The organism is uncultured Tateyamaria sp., from assembly GCF_947488715.1.
GTDB lineage: Bacteria > Pseudomonadota > Alphaproteobacteria > Rhodobacterales > Rhodobacteraceae > Tateyamaria.
The window spans coordinates 402,928-422,857 of sequence record NZ_CANLAG010000003.1; the positions used below are offsets into that span (position 1 = coordinate 402,928).

General features: G+C 59.9%; 20 protein-coding genes. 2 read left to right on the top strand and 18 right to left on the bottom strand.

What is annotated here, in order from left to right:
- Positions 1-43 precede the first annotated feature (43 nt).
- The 12 genes from Q0936_RS09825 to Q0936_RS09880 form a co-directional block, all read right to left on the bottom strand.
- Positions 44-541: a prepilin peptidase gene (locus Q0936_RS09825; protein ID WP_299296356.1), complete on the bottom strand. Its 498-nt coding sequence runs from the start codon at positions 539-541 to the stop codon at positions 44-46.
- A gap of 4 nt (positions 542-545) precedes the next feature.
- Positions 546-1,400: a tetratricopeptide repeat protein gene (locus Q0936_RS09830; protein WP_299296353.1), complete on the bottom strand. Its 855-nt coding sequence runs from the start codon at positions 1,398-1,400 to the stop codon at positions 546-548.
- Positions 1,401-1,504: 104 nt separating this feature from the next.
- A complete protein-coding gene (locus tag Q0936_RS09835; protein WP_299296350.1) occupies positions 1,505-2,074 on the bottom strand; it encodes a tetratricopeptide repeat protein in 570 nt (189 codons plus the stop codon).
- 93 nt (positions 2,075-2,167) lie between these two features.
- Complete coding sequence (locus tag Q0936_RS09840; protein WP_299141430.1) at positions 2,168-3,139, bottom strand: type II secretion system F family protein; 972 nt, start codon at positions 3,137-3,139, stop codon at positions 2,168-2,170.
- Positions 3,140-3,149: 10 nt separating this feature from the next.
- Positions 3,150-4,115: a type II secretion system F family protein gene (locus Q0936_RS09845; RefSeq protein ID WP_299141428.1), complete on the bottom strand. Its 966-nt coding sequence runs from the start codon at positions 4,113-4,115 to the stop codon at positions 3,150-3,152.
- 129 nt (positions 4,116-4,244) lie between these two features.
- Positions 4,245-5,675, bottom strand: coding sequence for a CpaF family protein (locus tag Q0936_RS09850; RefSeq protein ID WP_299141426.1), 1,431 nt, complete (start codon positions 5,673-5,675; stop codon positions 4,245-4,247).
- Between the two features lie 23 nt (positions 5,676-5,698).
- Positions 5,699-6,937 carry an AAA family ATPase gene (locus Q0936_RS09855; protein ID WP_299296346.1) on the bottom strand — a complete coding sequence of 413 codons (1,239 nt, stop codon included), beginning with the start codon at positions 6,935-6,937 and terminating at the stop codon, positions 5,699-5,701.
- Positions 6,938-7,176: 239 nt separating this feature from the next.
- Complete coding sequence (locus Q0936_RS09860; RefSeq protein WP_299141422.1) at positions 7,177-7,842, bottom strand: OmpA family protein; 666 nt, start codon at positions 7,840-7,842, stop codon at positions 7,177-7,179.
- 10 nt (positions 7,843-7,852) lie between these two features.
- Positions 7,853-9,283: a type II and III secretion system protein family protein gene (locus Q0936_RS09865; protein ID WP_299141420.1), complete on the bottom strand. Its 1,431-nt coding sequence runs from the start codon at positions 9,281-9,283 to the stop codon at positions 7,853-7,855.
- A gap of 222 nt (positions 9,284-9,505) precedes the next feature.
- Complete coding sequence (gene cpaB, locus Q0936_RS09870; protein WP_299141417.1) at positions 9,506-10,363, bottom strand: Flp pilus assembly protein CpaB; 858 nt, start codon at positions 10,361-10,363, stop codon at positions 9,506-9,508.
- A gap of 199 nt (positions 10,364-10,562) precedes the next feature.
- A complete protein-coding gene (locus Q0936_RS09875) occupies positions 10,563-10,739 on the bottom strand; it encodes a hypothetical protein (protein ID WP_299141415.1) in 177 nt (58 codons plus the stop codon).
- Positions 10,740-10,848: 109 nt separating this feature from the next.
- Entirely contained in the window at positions 10,849-11,028 is a 180-nt protein-coding gene (locus tag Q0936_RS09880) for a hypothetical protein (protein WP_299141414.1), read from the bottom strand.
- A 373-nt stretch (positions 11,029-11,401) separates the two neighbouring features.
- Here Q0936_RS09880 and Q0936_RS09885 point away from each other — a divergent pair, with 373 nt between their 5' ends.
- A complete protein-coding gene (locus Q0936_RS09885) occupies positions 11,402-12,208 on the top strand; it encodes a lytic transglycosylase domain-containing protein (RefSeq protein ID WP_299293572.1) in 807 nt (268 codons plus the stop codon).
- 59 nt (positions 12,209-12,267) lie between these two features.
- Here Q0936_RS09885 and Q0936_RS09890 read toward each other — a convergent pair whose 3' ends face one another.
- The 4 genes from Q0936_RS09890 to Q0936_RS09905 form a co-directional block, all read right to left on the bottom strand.
- Complete coding sequence (locus Q0936_RS09890) at positions 12,268-12,894, bottom strand: 3-oxoacid CoA-transferase subunit B (RefSeq protein ID WP_299293569.1); 627 nt, start codon at positions 12,892-12,894, stop codon at positions 12,268-12,270.
- A 9-nt stretch (positions 12,895-12,903) separates the two neighbouring features.
- Positions 12,904-13,932 carry a PAS domain-containing protein gene (locus Q0936_RS09895; RefSeq protein WP_299293566.1) on the bottom strand — a complete coding sequence of 343 codons (1,029 nt, stop codon included), beginning with the start codon at positions 13,930-13,932 and terminating at the stop codon, positions 12,904-12,906.
- Positions 13,933-13,943: 11 nt separating this feature from the next.
- Positions 13,944-14,657, bottom strand: a complete 714-nt coding sequence (locus tag Q0936_RS09900) for a CoA transferase subunit A (RefSeq protein WP_299141406.1) — start codon at positions 14,655-14,657, stop codon at positions 13,944-13,946.
- Positions 14,658-14,855: 198 nt separating this feature from the next.
- Complete coding sequence (locus Q0936_RS09905) at positions 14,856-15,476, bottom strand: SRPBCC family protein (RefSeq protein ID WP_299293563.1); 621 nt, start codon at positions 15,474-15,476, stop codon at positions 14,856-14,858.
- Positions 15,477-15,578: 102 nt separating this feature from the next.
- Between Q0936_RS09905 and Q0936_RS09910 the strand changes: the two genes are divergently transcribed.
- On the top strand, positions 15,579-16,031 hold the full coding sequence (locus Q0936_RS09910) for a MarR family transcriptional regulator (RefSeq protein WP_299293560.1): 453 nt from the start codon (positions 15,579-15,581) through the stop codon (positions 16,029-16,031).
- On the opposite strand, the gene topA is transcribed toward Q0936_RS09910, so the two are convergent.
- Both topA and dprA read right to left on the bottom strand, forming a co-directional pair.
- Positions 16,028-18,601 carry a type I DNA topoisomerase gene (gene topA / locus Q0936_RS09915; protein WP_299293557.1) on the bottom strand — a complete coding sequence of 858 codons (2,574 nt, stop codon included), beginning with the start codon at positions 18,599-18,601 and terminating at the stop codon, positions 16,028-16,030. The two genes, Q0936_RS09910 and topA, sit on opposite strands and share 4 nt — an antisense overlap.
- A gap of 98 nt (positions 18,602-18,699) precedes the next feature.
- Positions 18,700-19,839 (bottom strand): DNA-processing protein DprA, encoded by a 1,140-nt coding sequence (gene dprA, locus Q0936_RS09920; RefSeq protein WP_299141398.1) that lies wholly within the window; start codon positions 19,837-19,839, stop codon positions 18,700-18,702.
- Between the last annotated feature and the right edge of the window lie 91 nt (positions 19,840-19,930).

Genomic DNA, 19,930 nt, shown 5'->3' on the forward strand with positions numbered 1-19,930 from the left:
CAGAGGTAGCAGGGTATTGGGTCCAAAATATGACCCAAACAGGTCAAGACCCGTGCACTGTCGCCAAAACGAGGTAAATGGCCAGCGTTGGCCCCAGGGCAAAACCCATGGGGAATTTCTTGGCTTCCTGGCTCCAGCTATCCCAATTGGGGGCCATGCGGCGCAGGGGGCTGTGTTTTGCGATGCGGTGTGCGGCGTAGGATGCCAGCAAAACGGCGGCAAAAAGCGCCATCAGCAGGCGCACATCGCCCAAGGCCACGTAAGGCGCTGCGGCGGCAAGAAACTTGGCGTCACCGGCGCCCATTGCACCAGCGGCATTCAGGATCATGCAAACGACCAACACGATGCCCAGTTGCGCCAGTTGCCACAGATAGGCATCGAGCGGCATCAAAAAGAGGCCGAGCACAACAAAGACGCCGGCCATGGCCAGCACGGTCCAATTGGTGATCCGCATCGACGCGAGGTCGGTGTAGGCCACGTAGAGGCAGAGTGGCACCAGAAACGGCAGGAACCACAGCGCCACCTGGGCAGAGAGCGCCATCGTGTCAGCCCGCGTTTTCGAGTGCGCGCAGGGAACGCACGGCGGCTTCGAAGTGTTGCGGGTGCGTTTCGATCGCCTCGCGCAGGAGGCCCTTGCCGGTTTGCACGTCACCCTGTTTCACAGCCGTCAGACCCAGCGTGTGCAGCAGTTGCGCGCGTTCGGTCTGGTCCATGGGCAGCACGGGCAGTTGATAGTTGCGCTGCGCGCCGCGGGCCAGGATCAGGTTGTTTTTGGCGGTGAACAGTCCGGGATCCTGACGGATCGCGTCACCAAACAGGCGTTCGGCCTCTTGATAGTCGCCGCGCGTCAGTTTCGAGTAGCCCCAGTTGTTGAGAACGCCGGACGGGCGTGTGGTCAGACCTACGGCAGTTTCATAGAAACTGTCGGCCTTTTTCCATTCCTTGTTGCTGTCGGCGATCAACGCCTCGAGCCGGTAACGCTTGAACGTCTCGAAGGTGGGCGGCACCTTGTCGAGTTCCTGTTCCGCACTGGCCCAATCACCTGAACGCAGCAGGGCATCGGCATAGTCCACGCGGTCGTCATTGGTTGAGCCGTCCAGTTTCACGACCTTGGCATAGGCGGGGGCGGCTTCGGAATAGCGTTTGGCGCGCACGAGGCTGGTGGCCAGCCCGCGTTGTACGTCGATGCGGTCGGGGTTTTCAGCGGCGGTACGGCGGAAGTAGCTGACGGCCTCGTTGGGGTCGGCCACAGTCAGCATCACGTCGTTCAGGTCACTTTCGTCGACCACGTTCACATCCTGAAAGGCCCGTTCAACGGTTTCCTCGGCGGATTTCTGTTCACATGCGGTCAGGGCCATCGCGCCTGCCAGAGAGACGGCCAATAATACGGTGTGGCGCATATTTGCGTCCTTTTCCTGCTCGTTCACGCCGGGCTTTTGCTGCCCGGTCGCATCCCAAACGCGCCCTGCGGCGCACCTCAATCCACGCGATTACACGCGTTTTGTCATCCGGCAGTCCGTATCAAGAAATCGCTGCTGCCTCGACGGACCAGTTTGTACTGGTTCTCGTTGGGTGAGACGGTAGCAGAATTTTCGGATTTTGCGAGTGCCAAGCGCAAATTATCCCGGATAAGTGTGCTTTCTCCGTCATCAAGGGCAAAGGCGCGGCGCAAAATCTGAACGGCTTCGCCGGTTTCGCCCTGTTCCATCAGCACCACACCCAGATTGTTCAGGTCCTCGGGGTAGGGGTCATATTCGGTTGTTGCCCGTCGCAAGAGGGTTTCGGCCTGACCTAACCGGCCAAGTCCGAGGTTGGCGGTGCCAAGCCCCGACAGGATTTCGGCGTCAAAACCGCCCCGGTCCAAAGCCGCACGGTTGAACGACTTGATCGCCAGTTCAAATTCCCCGGCGGCAATCAGGCGGTGCCCGACCTCGACCCCGTCCACGCCCGCTGCGTTGTGATCGACACCGGGTGCAAATGGCCCGGATTGCGAGGCGTCGATGCCCGGCGGGCCGCATGCCGCGACCAGAAGTGCGAAGAGAAGGGCGCATACGCCCCGAAGGCCTGTAATCATCTGATGTCTTTGCGACTATTGCAGAATGGACTGAACCGCGCGCCCGTTTCGGGACACGCGGTGTCAGCCTTGTACCACGAAACGCGGCGTTTTCTAGTTGCCCATATTCCCGAGCTGGGTGATGCCGTGAACGGAGGGGCCCACGAGGATGATCAAGAGCGGCGGCACCGTCAGCATCATGGTCGCGAGCGTCATTTTGGTCGGCAGCTTGTTGGCGGCCTCTTCGGCGCGCATCACGCGTTTGTCGCGCATCTCACCGGCATAGACGCGCAGCGCCTCGGCGATGGATGTACCGAAACTGGCCGACTGCACCAGCACGGTCACGAAGGACGCCACATCCTGCACGCCACAGCGTTCGCCCATGTCGTTGAGAACGGTAACTTTGTCCTTGCCGGCCTTCATCTCATAGCTGACCACCTGCAATTCGTCGGCAAGTGCGGGAAAGGATGCCCGCAACTCGCCAGCCACACGTGTGATGGCCTGATCCAGCGATTGGCCCGCCTCGACGCAGACAAGCAGCATATCGAGCGCATCCGGGAAACCCTGGGTGATCTGTTCCTTGCGCTTTTCGACGCGCTTGGTGATCCAGTATTGCGGCAGGTAGTAGCCTGCGCCGCCCGGACCCACCGTCCACATGATGATCTTTTGCGTGTCCATGTTTTCGGTGCCAACGATGAAGTTGGTGTAGATCACACCGGCAATCAGACCGATCACGCCCAGGATGAATTGGGCGGCGTGGAACATGCGCACGGAGTCGCGGGATTGATACCCGGCCTGGCGCAGCATCAGTTGCCGCTTGCTCAGTTCGGCCACGTCCTCGGGTTCGAGAAACTTGGAGAACCGTTCTAGCTGTTCGTTGCGCGCGCCTTGGCGCAGTCGCTCTTTCTGCGACCCGCCTGCAGCGGCGCCATTCGACGCTTTCTTGAGTTTGGACAGCGGGTCCTCGGGTTGGCGCGCCATCATGATCACGACGACCACGATCATCATCAGGCCCAGAACGCCCGCGATGACGATGGGGCCAAGTGGGCCGAGAATGTCCGTGATGGGCTGCAGCAGGGCTTCCATGTCGGCCTCCTTACACTTTGATGTTGGTCAGCACGCGCATCACCCAGAGGTTGACGCACAAGAAGATGCCGACGACGAAACAGGCGGGGATGAAATACGCGTGGTCGCGCACTTCGTCATAGTAATGCGGGTCACCGACGTTGATGACGACCAGCGCCACAAGCGGGAAAGCCGAAAGGAACTTGCCCGACCACTTGGCCTCGGCGGTGATCGCCTTGACCCGGCGGAACAGGCGGAAACGGGCGCGGATCACTTTGGCCAGACCCGCGAGGATCTCGGCGAGGTTACCACCCGATTGCTGCTGGATGGTCACGGCCACGGCGAGAAAGCGCAAATCCTGCATGTCCAGACGTTCGGCCATATCCTTGAGGCTTTCGCCCACATCGCGGCCAAAGGCGCTTTCGTCGGCGATAAGTCCGAATTCCGAAGCCAGGGGGTCTGCGACCTCCTTGGACACGACCTGGATGGTCGAGGTAAAGGGGTGACCGACGCGCAGGCTGCGCACCATCAGTTCCACGGCGTCGGGCAGCTGCTCTTCGATCATGCTGAGGCGTTTGTTGGCCTTGGACGATACCCAAAAGAACACCGCACCGATGCCGATGCCTACAGACAACAGGATACGCACAGGCGTGTCCGTGTCGGTGCCGACGCTGAGGCCGACAAAGGCCACGACGCTCAGGCCACCCATGACCATGATCAACTGTTGCGGGGTAAAGGCGATGGCCGCCTTTTGCGCCCGGTCGGCCAGCAGGGAATACAGCGGGATGGAGCGCGCGCCCATGTGCTGCTGCATTTCCTTGCGGAGCTGGTCGAGCACCTCTTCGCGGCGGCCCCCGGCCTTGTTCAGCATCTCAAGGCGGCGGTTCACGCGGCTGTTGAGGCTGATGGATTTGCCGAAGGCGACAAGATATAGGCCCTCGACCAGCACCAGGACGCCGACAAAGATCAGGCCGTAAATGATGGGTTCTGCGCTCATGACATCAGGTCCTCAAATGGCGAATGCGATAGGACGTCTGAAAAACAGTCCTCAAGTAGCGAATGCGGTAGGACGTCGTAAAAACAGTCCTCAAGTAGCGAATGGGTTCGGGCGTGCATGGATGGTTCCTTACTCGGCCGCGATGGGTTCATAGACGGATGCGGGCAGGTCATAGCCCCACAGACGGAAGCGTTCGGAATAGTGCGAGCGCACGCCGGTGGCGGTGAAATGACCGATGATCTTGTTGTCGGGCGTCAGGCCCACGCGCTGGAAGCGGAAGATTTCCTGCATCGAGATAACGTCGCCCTCCATCCCGGTGATCTCGGTGATCGAGGTCATACGGCGCGAGCCATCTTGCAGACGCGAAGCCTGCACGATGAGGTTCACAGCGGACGAGATTTGCGACCGCACGGCCTTGATCGGCATTTCGATACCGGCCATCGCGATCATGTTTTCCAGACGTGACACACCGTCCCGCGCCGAGTTGGCGTGGATCGTGGTCATCGATCCGTCGTGGCCGGTGTTCATGGCCTGGAGCATGTCGATGACTTCTTCGCCGCGCGTCTCGCCGACGATGATACGGTCCGGCCGCATCCGCAGGGCGTTTTTCAGACAGTCGCGGGGGGATACCTCGCCCTTGCCTTCGACGTTGGGCGGGCGGCTTTCCATCCGGCCCACGTGGGTCTGTTGCAACTGAAGTTCGGCGGTGTCTTCGATTGTCAGGATGCGTTCGGCATTGTCGATGAAGGACGACAGGGCGTTCAGCGTGGTCGTTTTACCGGAACCTGTACCGCCCGACACGATCACGTTGAGCCGTGTGGCGACGGCGGCCTGCAAATAGGCAGCCATTTCTTCGGTAAAGGCGCCGAAATTCACCAGGTCGTCGATGCCCAGCTTGTCCTTTTTGAACTTACGAATGGAGACAAGGCTGCCGTCCACCGCGATGGGCGGCACCATGGCGTTGAAACGCGAGCCGTCTTTGAGGCGGGCGTCCACATAGGGGTTGGATTCGTCGACCCGCCGACCGACCGCCGACACGATCTTGTCGATGATGCGCAACAGGTGGCGCTCATCCTTGAACGTGATGTCCGTCAGTTGCAGTTTACCGTCGCGTTCCACAAAGATCTGTTGCGGGCCGTTGACAAGAATATCGTTGACCGTCTCGTCCTTGAGCAAAGTCTCAAGCGGGCCGAGGCCGGTCACTTCGTCGAACAGTTCCTGGTTGAGGGTCTGGCGATCCTCGCGGTTCAGCACGATGTTCTTTTCTTCGAGAACTTCGGCGGAAATGGCGCTGATTTCCTGGCGCAGGTCCTTTTCGGTCGCCGATTCCAGCGCCGACAGGTTCAGGTTGTCCAAAAGCGCGCGATGCAGTTCGAGCTTGATCTCGCCCATCCGCTCCTTGCGCTTGCGTTCCTTGTCCAATGGCGCAACGGTCGCGGCCTTGGGCGCCGGTTTGCGTGGCGATTTGGGGGCGGCTTCTGCCTTGGGCAGTTCCGTCACCTTGGCCGCAACGGGTGCGGGCGTGGCGGCTGGTGCTGCTTTTTTGTATTTCGAAAACATCGAGGGACCCCCGGGTTGTCAGATCAGGCCGCTTTGGCCTGGTCTTCGCTAAGTTCGTGAATGGATGCCGCCAGTTTCGCGATCTCGCGACGCAGCGGGTTTTTGGCGGCAGATGTGGCCAGCGGCAGACCGTGATCCGCGCCTTGCGTGATCGGTTTGCCGCCGTCGGGCAATTGCACCTCGATGGCGATATCCAGGCTTTCGGCCAGACGTTTGACCCGCGCCTTGCCACCCAGATCGGTGAATTTTGGCGCGCGGTTCAGCACATAGCGCAGTTTGTCGACCGGCAACTCCTCGGATTGCAGGGCGCGTTTGAACCGCACGGTGTTTTGCGCCGAGCGCATGTCGAGCTCGAGCGTGGTGAAGTAGATGTGCGAGGAGGTCAGGATCGTTTCCGTCCATTGCACCAGCGTCGACGGCATGTCGATCACCACGTAGTCAAAATGCGCCCGTGCCATATCGACCACGCGGCCAATGTCTTCGGGTGTGATCAGGTCCAGCGGGATCATGTCGGCGGGGGCCGTCAGCACCTGCAATTTGTCCTCGAAGGTCAGCAGGGACTGGCCAAAACTGTCATCATCCATGCTTTCGGTGTCGGACAGCATTTCGAACACGGCCTCGCGGCGCGGCAGGTCGAGATAGGTCGACGCGGAACCGAATTGCAGGTCCAGATCCAGCAGACAGACATTGGGCGTCTCGGATGGGTTCAGCAAAGCCAGTTCCCAAGCCAGATTGACGGCCAGCGTCGTTGATCCGGTGCCACCGGCTATCCCATGGGACACTAGAACGGCGCCCTGTTTGTTGGTGCCGGATTTCAGTTGCACCGCGGGTTCGGGTGCCGCGGGCTGTGGTTGCTCGGCTGCGCGCAGGCGGTCAATGGCCTGCTGCAATTCGCCCTCGGGCAGGGGGTAGGGCACAAATTCGTCTGCGCCGCGCCGCAACAACTGGTGCAGCGCCGCCGGCGTCACGTCTTCGGCAATCAGGATCACCTGGATGTCGCGTGCCTTGGCCTGGGTGATGATCTCGCCCATGAGGACCAAATTGTCCTCGTCAGCGTCATCCAGGGCGAGGGCGACAAACTCCATCGCCTCCGCTTCGGGCTGATTGAAGAATGCGAGCGCTTCGGCAAAGCCGAGATCCCCCCATGCCTCACCAAGCGCGTGTTCCATGTCTTCGATCAACAGATCGAAGTTCTGTACATCCCGGCTGACGGTGCACGCCAAGATGGGTGCGGTGTCTGGTTGTGGCATTACGCTGCTCATTGCCCACTCGTCCTTTATTCAAGGGCAGGCAGTCCTGTGCGGCGTTGGTTTCGCCTGTCCGACTGCGGTGCCCGCGCCCGGTCAAAAGTGTCCGGGCATACGTATCCTCACGGGCAGTTGTCGCAGCGAATTCAGGCGAGATTTGGGCCAAAAAACTCCAATTGTTGGGTATCTCAGAACGGTAAAGGGCGCACAGACAGGATTGTCCGCGCGCCCTTTGAAGAATTTTCAGGTTGTTATTACTGTTCTGTCCGCAAATCCGACCCGACAATACCGCTGAGCTGGCTGGGTGCCTCGCCCGACTTGATATAGTCACGATAGATGATCTGGGCGTACTTGCCGTCCAGCACGGTGGGATGCGATTTCACAAAACCGCTCACTTCGGTGACGGTGCGGCGATTGCGGCGCTCGCGCCCTTGGGTCACGATCAATGGCTGGGTCTCACCAAAAGAGGCGACAGCCTCAAGGCGCGTCCGGCTGATGCCGCGGGTGCTGAGGTAATGAACAACCGCATTTGCACGCGCGAGGCCCAGACGTTTGTTATAGCCCGACGATCCAACCGCATCCGTATGCCCATAGACCCGGAACCGGATTTCAGGGAACTGACGGATCCATTGTGCCTGCTGGTTCAACGCGTCACGTGCGCCCGCGTCCAGCGTGGACGAGTTGAAGGCGAAATTGACAGTCGTGATCACCTCAGAGGCGAACCGATTGGCCAAATCAAAGGTATATTGGCGTTCGCCGGTCAGAATCAGCGTGTTGTTCGCCGTGGCGTTGCCAAACTGGCCCGTATCCACCAGCGAACCCGCCTCGCGGTAGAACTGGGTATAGACCGGGTCGCTGGACGGGCCGCACGCCGAAAGCGCGAGACTGCTTGCCAATGCGACGGAAATGATCGGTTTCATGACCCTGTCCTTAATCCAACACGTAGCCATATGAGCCGGAGAAGTCCTGTTTGGCAACCTCGCCTGCGGCACCTTGGCGGGGGGTGCGTGTCCCGGCGGCGGTGCGGCCATAGAGGAAGAGGTCTTTTTCGGTCGGTGGTTTGATACGATCGGTGGGCAGCGCCAACACATCGCCACGAACAGGCGACACGAGGTGTGCAGTGATGATGATCACCAATTCCGTCTGATTCCGCTGGTATGACGCCGACCGGAAGAGCGCGCCAAGCACCGGAACATCGCCCAACCAGGGCAACTGACTGGAATTGTCATCGAAGTTGTCTTCGAGCAGGCCCGCGATGGCAAAGCTCTCGCCGTCGCGCATCTCAACCGTGGTCGATGTTTCGCGGCGCGAGAAGGCGTCGATTTCGAACCCGTTCACGGCAAAACCGTTTGTTGGGTCAATGGCCGATACCGCGGCCTCAAGCTCGAGGTTGATCAGATCCTTGTCCACCACGCGGGGGATAAAGTTCAGCTCGATCCCGAACGGTTTGAATTCGATGGTGATAACACCGTTATCCTGGCTGACCGGGACGGGGTATTCGCCACCCGCAAGGAATTTCGCCTCTTGGCCGGACAGAGCCACCAGGTTCGGTTCGGCCAAAGTGCGCACAACGCCTTTGGTTTCAAGGGCTTCTAGGAGAAGACCGACCTGTGTGTTGCCCGCGTTAAAGCCAAAAAGGATGGCACCCGCGTTCTCGTTTACGCCCGGAATGTTACCGCCAAGGCTGTTTGCGACACCACCGGAGGAGTTGGTCGTGCCTGTGCCCGCGTTCACGCCCACGTCACCCGAAAAGATCGATCCGTTGAGCGACAGCGACGAGCTGAGCGATTTGGAAACTGTGCGGTTCATCTCGGCAAAGCGCACTTTGAGCATGACCTGTTGCACGCCACCGACGCTCATCAGGTTGGACACGCGGCCCTCTGCGTAGCGTTCGGCCAAATCCAGCGCGCGCTGCAGACGTGCGGTCGATGACACGACGCCCGACAGGACGATCCCGTCATTGGCGGTGCGCACTTCGATCTTCTCGCCGGGCAGGATTTGCCGCAGGCGTTCCTTGAACTCGGAGATATCGGCCGCGACCCGGACGTTTACGTTGGTGATCAGGCGGCCATTGGCATCCAGAAGGGTCAGGGTGGTGAGACCCGGCGCCTTGCCCAACACGTAAATGGTGCGATCACTCAGCGAAGAAATATCTGCAATCGCGGGGTTCGCGATGCTGAGTTCCGCAAAGGGTGTGTCGCTTTCGACCACCACGGCCCGGTTCATGGGCACGCTGAGCGTTGATTCGGTTGCCTTTCGCACCACGCGCAGATTGTCCGCCTGTGCAGAGGACAGCGCCAATGGGCTTACAGCAAGAGACAGCCCAAGCAGGGCCGCTTTGAAAATTCCGTCAATGTTCATGTGACCTGCCTTTTTGATCACGCCTCGGTGTCGGGTCTTATTGCCCGCGATGGTATGGGTCTTGGTGCCCACGATTTGCGACACTGTGCGGCAATTCCGAATTTTTTGCAAGAATCAATAGGTTCAGCCAGATTTTTTATGTGGACAACTGGCAACAGCCAAACGCGAAACCGGCGCCACCCGTGGGGTGACGCCGGAAGTAAGGTGTTGAAAATTCTGCGCTCAGTTGGTGCAGGGGATCGGGATCTCGACCACTTCGGCACCACGACGTGTGCGGATCGAACAGGTCTTCTCTTCTTCGATTTCCACCTTGACGGCCTTGCTTTCGATGCCCAGCAGCGACCGCTGATCGACCTCGATTGCGCCTGCGACGGTGTCATCTTCGGCACCAACCAATGACAGAGACAAACGTCCCGTCGACTGGGCTTGAGCCAGTGCTGCCACCTGAGCCGGGGCAACCGCAACAGTTACAGTCTGCGCGATGATTGCGCCGTCCAGGTCGCCAGCGGCGTTCTGGTCGATGGCGATCAGTTTGATGCCAGGCTGAATCAGCTTGGTCACGTCGCCACGGTCCTGGCTCAGCGATTGATCCACGCGGCCGGTCCAGTAGACGTCAACCCGGTCGCCCGGACGCAGGAAGCCAGATACGCCCGACGCCACGTCGACCTTGATCGCAAAGGCACGCATGCCGCGTTCGAGACGCGATGTCAGGCCAGCCTCTTCGCCGGGTTCAGTGACTTTGACGGCCAGCACGGCCTCGTCCTTTTCCATGGATCGCAAAACCACACGGGCCTCGGTCACACCTTCGGCGAAGATGGGGTTATCTTCGGTAAACGCCCCTTCAGGGATGGCGTTTTCGGGCCAGTCGACCGTCCGCACGTCTTCCATGGTCAACGCCTCGCCGTATTTCAACGGGCGTTCCGCCACATAGACAGGGATGGTTGGCACGATCTTTTCACGCTGGGCCCGTTCCTTGGCCAGCGCGGTTTGATATTGCCCGATGTAATTCTTGGCCATGTACACGGCACCACCGGCCAGGGCGATCCCAGCAAGCAATACCAATCCAAATACCATACGCATTTCAGCACCTCTTTGTTGGGCCCTTGCACCGGTAGGGTGGGGGCCTCTCGCGATTGTTTTGTCATTGGAATGTGGCGATTTCAGGGAGCGGGTGGGGTCGCTCTGGGGCAATCCACATTCAGAACCACCAAGACACGCGAAAACCCCGGCGGGACCGGGGTGTTCGCAGTATCACATTTACTGTGTCAGCCTGATGAAATCAGAACGACCAGTTGGTCATGAATTCCTCGACACCGGCGGAGACGCCGACAGAACCATTCGTGAGTGCAAGGACAAGGGCCACGGCCAGAGCGACCACTGCCGCTGTCAGGACAACCCAATCCACGGTGACGGCACCGCTGTCGTCGCGCAAGAAACTGTTGAAAAATTTTCTCATCTTTAACCTCTACTCAAAGGCCACGTGACGACCATTGTGATAAACAAGGGGGCCGCGCCCGTGTGCGGTCGCGGCCCCCAGTTAGCTTTCGCTGTCAGATCAGACCAACTTAGTTAGGGTCTTGAGCCTGCAGGAACACGTCTGTGTCGGCTGTCAGCTCGGTGGCACCTGTTTCGATCGAGGTGTAAGCTGCAACGGCCAGGCCAACCACGGCTGCGGTCAGAACAACCCAGTCAACAGTCACGGCGCCGTTTTCGTCTTTGCGGAAGTTTTTGATGAACTTGATCATGATAGTGTCCCTCCAAAGGATCAGTAGATTTTGCGTTTCAACCTCGTCGTCCGTAGTGTGGGCCGCTCTCTCTCTTTGGCCCGTGTCCGACTTGGTATGACGCTATATAGCCGTCTGATTGGGGCATGAATTTGGCGGCAAATTGGGCTTTTCACGTCCGCATCAGAAAAATCCGTCCAAAGCCTTCAAGGTGCTGAAAACAAAAGAAAAGAGACGTGAATAAAATTTTAGAGAGTGCAATTTTCTTCAAAGCGGGTGGCAAATATGGCGATATCGCCATGTTTGAGAGCGCAAATGCTGGCTTGAGACGGCTTTTTTTGCGATAATTCCTGCAGATCGGTCAAAGAACCGGTGCCTCAGGCGAGCAGAAACCATGAAAACCTTTTGCCTTGCCGGTCTTTTGGCCGTCTCAGTGTGCGTATCGCCCTTGGCAGCGCAGGATCCGCCCCCGTTCAAGGATTTTTCCGCCAAGCGGGTCAAACCGCCCAAGGCTGGAACCAAGAAGCGCATTACCATTCAGATTGACCCGGCAGCCCAAGAGCCTGCACCGGCTGCGCGCGATGTGGCACAGGCCCCGACAGCGGCGGCACCGGCCACGCGGTTTGATTGGTTCTGGAATGATGTGTCCCCGGATATCAACGACGCAGGCCCTGGCCGTTTGGATGTGGCCATGCGCGCGCTGGCGCGGTCCGAAGCGCCGGTTCCCGTGCCACGCTTGCAGCAGATGCAAACATTGGCGCAGGCGCACGGTATCGACATTCTCAAGGCGACCATCGGTACAGACGTATCCCCGGCTTTGGTCTTGGCGGTGATCATGGTGGAATCCGGTGGACGGGTTGACGCGGTCAGCGGCGCGGGCGCGCAAGGGTTGATGCAGTTGATCCCAGACACCGCGGATAGGTTTGGCGTCACCGACAGTTTTGAACCTGCGCAGAACATTGCGGGCGGGGTCAAATACCTGGATTGGCTGATGGGCCAGTTTGACCGCGATCCGATGCTGGTCCTCGCCGGATACAATGCGGGTGAGGGTTCAGTGCGCAAACATCAGGGTGTGCCACCCTTTGCGGAGACGCGGGACTATATCCCCAAAGTGCTGGCGACGTTCCAACTGGCGCGGGGGCTGTGCATCACGCCGCCCGAACTGGTGACTGATGGCTGTGTTTTTGCAGCGCTGAATTGAAGAAGGCGGCGGGTTCGCTCTGAACCACGCCGCCTGTTCCACATTTACAGTGTTTGCGCTCAGACGATGGTCGCCTGTGTGGCGGCGCGCAATTCGTCTTCGCTCACGCCATCGGCCGTCTCGACGATCTTCAGGCCACCTTCGACCACGTCCAGCACGCCAAGATTGGTGATGATACGGTCCACAACGCCTTTGCCTGTCAAAGGCAGCGTGCATTCCGTCAGCACCTTGCTGTCGCCGTGTTTGTTGGTGTGATCCATGACCACGACCACACGGCCCACACCTGCCACCAGATCCATCGCGCCGCCCATGCCCTTGACCAGCTTGCCGGGGATCATCCAGTTGGCAAGGTCACCGTTTTGCGCAACTTCCATTGCACCGAGGATCGCCATTGCGATCTTGCCGCCACGGATCATGCCAAAGCTTTGGGCGCTGTCAAAATAGGCGGTCTGCGGCAGTTCGGTGATTGTCTGCTTGCCCGCGTTGATCAGGTCAGCGTCTTCGGTGCCTTCGACCGGAAAGGGGCCCATGCCCAACATGCCGTTTTCAGATTGCAGCGTCACCTCGATCCCCTCGGGGATATAGTTCGACACCAGAGTCGGAATGCCGATCCCGAGATTGACGTACCAGCCGTCTTCGAGTTCTTGCGCAGCACGCGCGGCCATTTGGTTGCGATCCCAGGGCATCGGTCTTCCTTATTCGTCTGAAAGTGTCGCGCCCGCAGGCACGTCTATGGTGATAAAACTACCAGCGGCACCGCGGCCCAGATGCAACGTACCTTCGAGGCCCTCGATCAGGCCAGCGACAATGCGTCCGCCCATGGTGCGCGTATCCGGCCATTGCATCCCACTTGGAATGCCAACGCCGTCGTCGGACACGATAAGGCGCAGACCACCCGCGCTCAGGCGGCTCATCCGGACTTCTACCAAACCGTTTTCGATCCGGTCAAAGGCATGTTGCAGCGCATTTGTCAGCAGTTCGGACAACACCAGGCCCACACGTGTCGCGGTTTCAATCGGTACCTCGAGCGGCTCAATCTGGATCGACAGCCGGATGCCAGAGCGCCCTTCGACGTGACCGATGGCTGCGGCCAGACGCGACAGGTAGCTGCCCATCTGGATGCTATCCCGGTTGGACTGCTGGTCAGACAGCTTCATCTCTTCGTACAGCAGTTGCAGCGTCTCGATGCGGCGGCTGAGTGCGGCAAAGTCCTCGGGCACCGACGTCGCACCGGTCTGTTGGCGGATCATCGCGATGATCATCGACAGGTCAGATGCCACACGGTTCTGGATTTCGATCAGCTGGGCGTGAATGTCCTCAGCGCTGGACGACATCTCGCCCTGGCGCAGTTCCTTCTGGATCCCAACGAAATACTGCGTGCGCCCCTGATCGTCCTGTACGGGGGCCACGATCAACCGGTTGGTAAACGGGTCGCCGTTGGCGCGGTAGTTCAGGATGTCAACGCTGACGGTATCCTCGGCCTCGATCCCGGCGCGCAACTTGTCCACGTCCGCTTTCTTTGTGCCCTCGCCTTGCAGGAACCGGCAATTGCGCCCGATGGACGCTGACCGGGCGTACCCGGTGGACCGGGTGAACGCCTGATTGACGTAGACGATCGGGTTGTCCTCGAGATGCGGGTTGGTCACGACCATGGCGATTTGCGCCCGCGAGAACCCCTCGAAGGATTTGTCGTCTTCCAGTAGCTGTTCGATGGTGTCAGGCATGGCCTGGCTCCTTACGCGGCGCGAGTGGTCCGTTGTTCGATACGCTTTTCGTGTTCGCCCTGGATCAGGCGGTGAACGTAGATGCCGGGCAAATGGATGTGATCGGGGTCCATGCTGCCGGTTGGCACGATTTCTTCGACTTCAGCGATGCACACCTTGCCACACATTGCGGCCGGTGGGTTAAAGTTTCGCGCAGTCTTGCGGAAAATCAGGTTGCCTGTGGCGTCGGCCTTCCAGGCCTTGACGATGGAGACATCAGCAAACAGCCCCGTTTCCATGATATAGGTTTCCATCGCGCCATCTGGCCCTGTCGGGAAATCCTTGTGCTCCTTGCCGTCGGCGATGACCGTGCCCACACCAGTCTTGGTGTAGAAACCGGGGATGCCGCATCCGCCCGAACGCATACGTTCGGCCAGGGTGCCTTGGGGGTTGAACTCGAGCTCCAGCTCACCCGACAGATATTGACGCATGAACTCTGCGTTCTCGCCGACATAAGAGGAAATCATTTTGCGCACCTGCCGCGTTTGCAGCAGGATGCCGATCCCGAAATCGTCGACGCCCGCGTTGTTGGATGCGAACGTCAGGTCCTTGGTCCCCGCGTCCTTGATCGCATCCAGCAAGAGCTCGGGAATGCCGCAGAGGCCAAAGCCACCCGCCGCAATGAACATCCCATCAAATAGCAGACCTTCCAGAGCCTCTGCTGCGGAACCGTAGACTTTCTTCATGCGCACCCTCAAACAGCCTGCTGACAGGCAATCCTTCGTTCACGAAATTATGTGACGGTAACATGGATCAAAGTCAACGCGTTGCCGCGGCAGTGCGCGACATAGTGCGGCTGCGCGGTGTGAGCGGGGATATATTGCATACCGCTGTATGCGGCGACCCGATTGCTCGGGACGCCGTGTTGAAAGATGTGGCGCTGTTCAGCGCTCATAGGCGGCAACCAACCCGGTCAAACCGGCCTGCATGAACGGCCCAAAATCATTGTCGAGAAAGCCGCGTATGGCGGGCCGGGCGAAAAAGACGTTGGGTTTGATGTTGTAGTCCCATGTCACAGTGACCTCGTCCCCGGACTGGGCAAACGTAAACTCGCCCTTGATGTGATTGATGGCGCGACCTGCCGGGGCGGTGATGTTCCAAATCTGATAGACAAAATTGGTGTCCGTGTTGGCGACGACCTGTTCGTGCACGCTGTGGCCACCGGCAAGGTCAACCCGCCGGAGAGCACCTGGATTGGGCCATGTCCCGGACAGGTATGTGATCCCTTCAATGGCCGGGATCGCGTCGGTTGGCACCACAAAGTCAGTGATGGGGTTGGCATCGAGAAAGGCGCGAAAGCCGTCAATGGTGCCGTTGAACGTCGCGGTCTCGGTGTTGGTGAGATAGCGCGATTTTGGCGACAAAGCCGGAGCAGGCGGAATGTCGGCCACCGTTTCGGCAAAGGTTATGGACGGAAAAGCCATGGCAACGCCCGTGCCTGCGAGGGCGGCGGTGGCGAGCGGCGTGGAGAGGGCAATGGCGGCGATGGTGGAACGGATGAACATGCAGTTATCTCTTTTGATACGAGGTTCGCAGTAAAAGATACGAATATCGTAGTATTTGGAATTGGTTCTTGCCAGTTCAAGAGCGTTTCGACAAAAAACCTCATGACCAAAGAGCGCAAACTGCTGGATTACGTGCACGTTTTGATGCGTGTCATGCTGGTGAGTGAACGCACCGGGCCCGAACATCAGCACGTGATCAAGTTCAACGCGCTGGACTTCCATACGCTGTCGATGCTGCGGGACGCGCCCGGCAGCCTGAGGGCGTCAGATATGGCGGATCAATTGGGCGTAGCGGCCACCACGGCCAGCAGCGTTATCGCACGGCTGGTCAAGCGCGGCTTCGTCGCGCGGGCGCAGAATCAGGTGGATCGGCGGGCCTATGACCTGACATTGACGGCGGACGGCCGTCGCATTGCCGAGGCCATCCACAGCCAGGATCTGCGCAACATGGGGTTGTTTCTGTCGGCCCTGACCGATGACGATCAGGACCAGTTATTGGGATTGCTTGGGCGTGTCGTGGGCCGCGTCGCAATGCTAGAGGCCCGCGACGACTAGGCCGACTTCTTTTTGGCCGCAGTCTTTTTCTTAGGTGCGGCTTTCTTGCGGGGTGTCTTTTTCTTGGGCGCTTTTTCCGCGATCAGCTGCACCGCCATCTCCATCGTGACGTTTTCCGGCTCCGTGCCCTTGGGGATCGTCGCGTTGACTTTGCCCCATTTCACGTATGGGCCGTATTTGCCCTTCATCACGTTGACCGGGCCACCCTCATCGGGATGTTCACCCAACTCGTGCAACGGTTTCGCCGCAACACCGCGCCCGCCACGGCTGGCCACCTTTTCGGCCAACAATTGCACGGCACGGTTCATGCCAACGGTGAACACCTCTTCGATGTTTTCGAGGTTGGCATTGGTGCCACCCCGATCGGACGTCGATTCCGCGTGTTTCAGATAGGGGCCGTAGCGCCCGATGTTGGACCACACCATGACCCCGTCTTCGGGATGCGGCCCGATCTGGCGGGGCAGGGACAACAGGCGTACAGCCTGCTCCAGGTCCACCTCGGTCGGCGGCCATTCCTTTGGGATCGACTGGCGCGGCGGCTTTTTGTTGTCGTCGGTCACTTCACCGCGTTGGACATAGGGACCAAAGCGGCCCTTGAAGGCGAAAATCTTGTCGCCTTCGTCCTCACCCAGCAATTTACCTTCTGGGGGAATACCGCTGTCATCCTCGGCGCCGGGTGGGCCAAACGCACGCGTGTAACGGCACTCGGGGTAGTTCGAGCAGCCGATGAATGCGCCGCCGGATCTGGCTGTACGCATCGACAGACGACCAAGTCCGCAATTCGGACACAGCCGCGGATCGCCGCCGTCCTCGAGCGGCGGGAACAGGTGCGGTTCCAGCACCTCGTTGATCTTTTCCAGCACTTCGGTGATGCGCAACTCGGACGTTTCCGCAATCGCCGCGCTGAAATCCTGCCAGAACCGACCCAGCACGTCCTTGTAGTTGCGGTCGCCGGCACTGACGTCATCCAGCTCTTCCTCGAGACTCGCGGTGAAGTCATAGCCGACATAGCGCCGGAAGTAGTTTTCGAGGAACGCGATCACCAGCCGTCCCTTGTCTTCGGGGATCAGGCGGTTGCGGTCCTTGCGGACATACCCACGGTCCTGAATGGTCGTGACGATGCTGGCGTAAGTCGATGGGCGGCCGATGCCCAGCTCTTCCATCCGTTTGACCAGCGTGGCCTCGGTGTATCGGGGCGGAGGCTGGGTAAAGTGCTGCTCAGGCGTCACAGAGCGTTTGTCAGCTTTTTCGCCCTCGCTGACCTGTGGCAGACGCTTGTCGTCATCATCGACAACTTCGTCATCACGCCCTTCTTCGTAGACCCGCAGGAACCCGTCAAAGAGCACAACCTGACCCGTGGCACGCAGGCCCACCTGGCCGTCGTCACTGCCGATCTCGACCGTGGTGCGTTCCAGACGCGCGCCTTCCATCTGGCAGGCGAGCGTGCGTTTCCAGATCAGGTCATACAGCTTGCGCTGATCGTCATCCGTGATCTTGAGGCTGGCGGCATCGCGCGCCATGTCTGTCGGGCGGATACATTCGTGCGCTTCCTGGGCGTTCTTGGCCTTGTTCTTGTACACACGCGGCTGACCGGGCACGTATTCCGATCCATAGCGGTCTTTGATCGCATCGCGCGCCATGGTCACGGCTTCGGGCGCCATATCGATGCCGTCGGTCCGCATGTAAGTGATGTATCCCGCCTCATAGAGCCGTTGCGCGCTGGACATGGTTTGCCGCGCGCCCATACCGAACTTGCGGCTCGCCTCTTGTTGCAGGGTTGAGGTCATGAATGGCGCGGACGGGTTGCGAGAGGCGGGTTTGGCCTCGACCGACTGGATTTTCAGATCGCGGCTGGTGATCGCCTGTTCGGCCATTTCAGCCTGTGTCTGGTTCTCGAGATTGTATTTCTCGAGCTTTTTGCCCGCGAGGCTGACAAGACGTGCTTCGTATTCCTGTCCCCGCGGGGACGCCAACACCGCCTTGACCGACCAGTATTCGCGATTGCGAAAGGCTTCGATCTCCATCTCGCGTTCCGTCAGGATGCGCAGACACACCGATTGCACGCGCCCGGCAGATTTCGCGCCGGGCAGCTTGCGCCACAGCACCGGCGACAGGTTGAAACCAACGAGGTAATCCAGCGCGCGGCGCGCCAGATAGGCCTCGACCAGCGGCATGTCGACTTGGCGGGCGTTGGCCATGGCTTCGGTCACCGCGGCCTTGGTGATGGCGTTAAAGGTGACGCGGCTGACGGGTGTGTCCTTCTTGATCGACTTGCGCTTGGTCAGTGCCTCCTGCAGGTGCCAACTGATCGCCTCACCCTCGCGGTCGGGGTCGGTTGCGAGGATCAGTGCGTTGTCTTCTTTGAGCGCGTCAGCGATGGCTTTGACATGTTTTTTGCTGTCGCTCGCGACCTCCCAAAGCATGTCGAATTCGTTGTCCGGATCCACCGAGCCGTCCTTGGGCGGCAGGTCGCGCACGTGTCCGTAACTGGCCAGAACGGTGTAATCGTCGCCCAGATATTTGTTGATTGTCTTGGCTTTGGCAGGGGATTCGACAACGACGACAGGCATTTAAGGGGTCTACCTCGAACGGGGAATGTACGTGCTCTATGGCGGCGCAAGATGTGGGGTGCAAGCACGGAATGTCAACAAGGGTGCGCCGGGTGCGCCTAACTGGCGCGGGTCAGAAGGCCACCGGGGGCACGGTCGATGCTGCCATCCAGTTCCAGCTCGACCAATACGGGCGCAACCGCCGCAGTTGGTGCGCCGAGGTCGCGGATCAGCTGATCTTCGGCCACGGGTGAGGGGCCGAGGCGTGACAGAATCTGCTGGTGCAGTTGTGCCGTTTCGCGCAGATCGCGGGCGGGTGGGCGTGGTGGTTCGAGTGGCAATTCGGGATAGGTTGGCGCGATGGGGGCAAGAGCTTCGATCACATCGGCGGCGTCCCGTACCAGGGTCGCACCGTCACGGATCAGCATGTTGCACCCGGAGGCGCGCGCATCCATCGGATGACCCGGCACGGCAAGGACATCGCGGCCAAGGTCCAGCGCGTCACGGGCGGTGATCAGGCTGCCCGACTTGGCGGCGGCCTCTACGACGATGGTGGCCTCTGCCAGCCCCGAGATGATGCGATTGCGCGCAGGAAAGTGGCGCGCCATGGGTTGCAGGCCCATCGGTTGTTCGCTGACACGCGCTCCTTGTTTGCCGATGTTCTGGGCCAGTTCGGTGTTCTCAGCGGGATAGATTGTGTCAACGCCGCCCGCCTGGACGGCAACCGTGCCGGTGTCGAGCGCGCCCAGATGTGCCGCCGCATCCACGCCGCGTGCCAATCCCGATACGATAATGTATCCGGCCTCGCCAAGATCGCGGGCCAGACGGCGCGCCATGCGGGTGCCGAGGGACGATGCGTTGCGCGCGCCGACCAGAGCCACAGCGGGACGTTGCAACATGTCCACGTCGCCCAAGACCCACAGAAAAGGTGGCGCATCAGACAGCGCGGCGAGAGAAAGGGGATAGGCATCAGTGCCTTGTGCCACCAGCGTGGCACCCGCACGGCGTGCCGCGTTTAGTTCGGCATGCACAACACCTTCGGGGCAGATTTCATAGCGCGTCACGCCGGCGGCACGCGCTACCTCAGGCAGCGCGGCCAGCGCATTTTGCGCGGTGCCGTGTTCAATCAGCAGTCGTTTGTACGTTGATATGCCGACCCGGCGAGACCGCAACAGACGAAGACATGAAAACTGGTCATCTTCCGAGGTGGGTGGGAGTGGGGGGTGAGTGGAAGAAGGATGGGTATCCTTTTCAGTCATCCGTGGCTCCGTCCGTTGCTGCACTTGTTGTAGAACTGGCAAGGTTAACAACGCATGAACAGAAGCGAGCGAATTCGATACAACGCCCGCC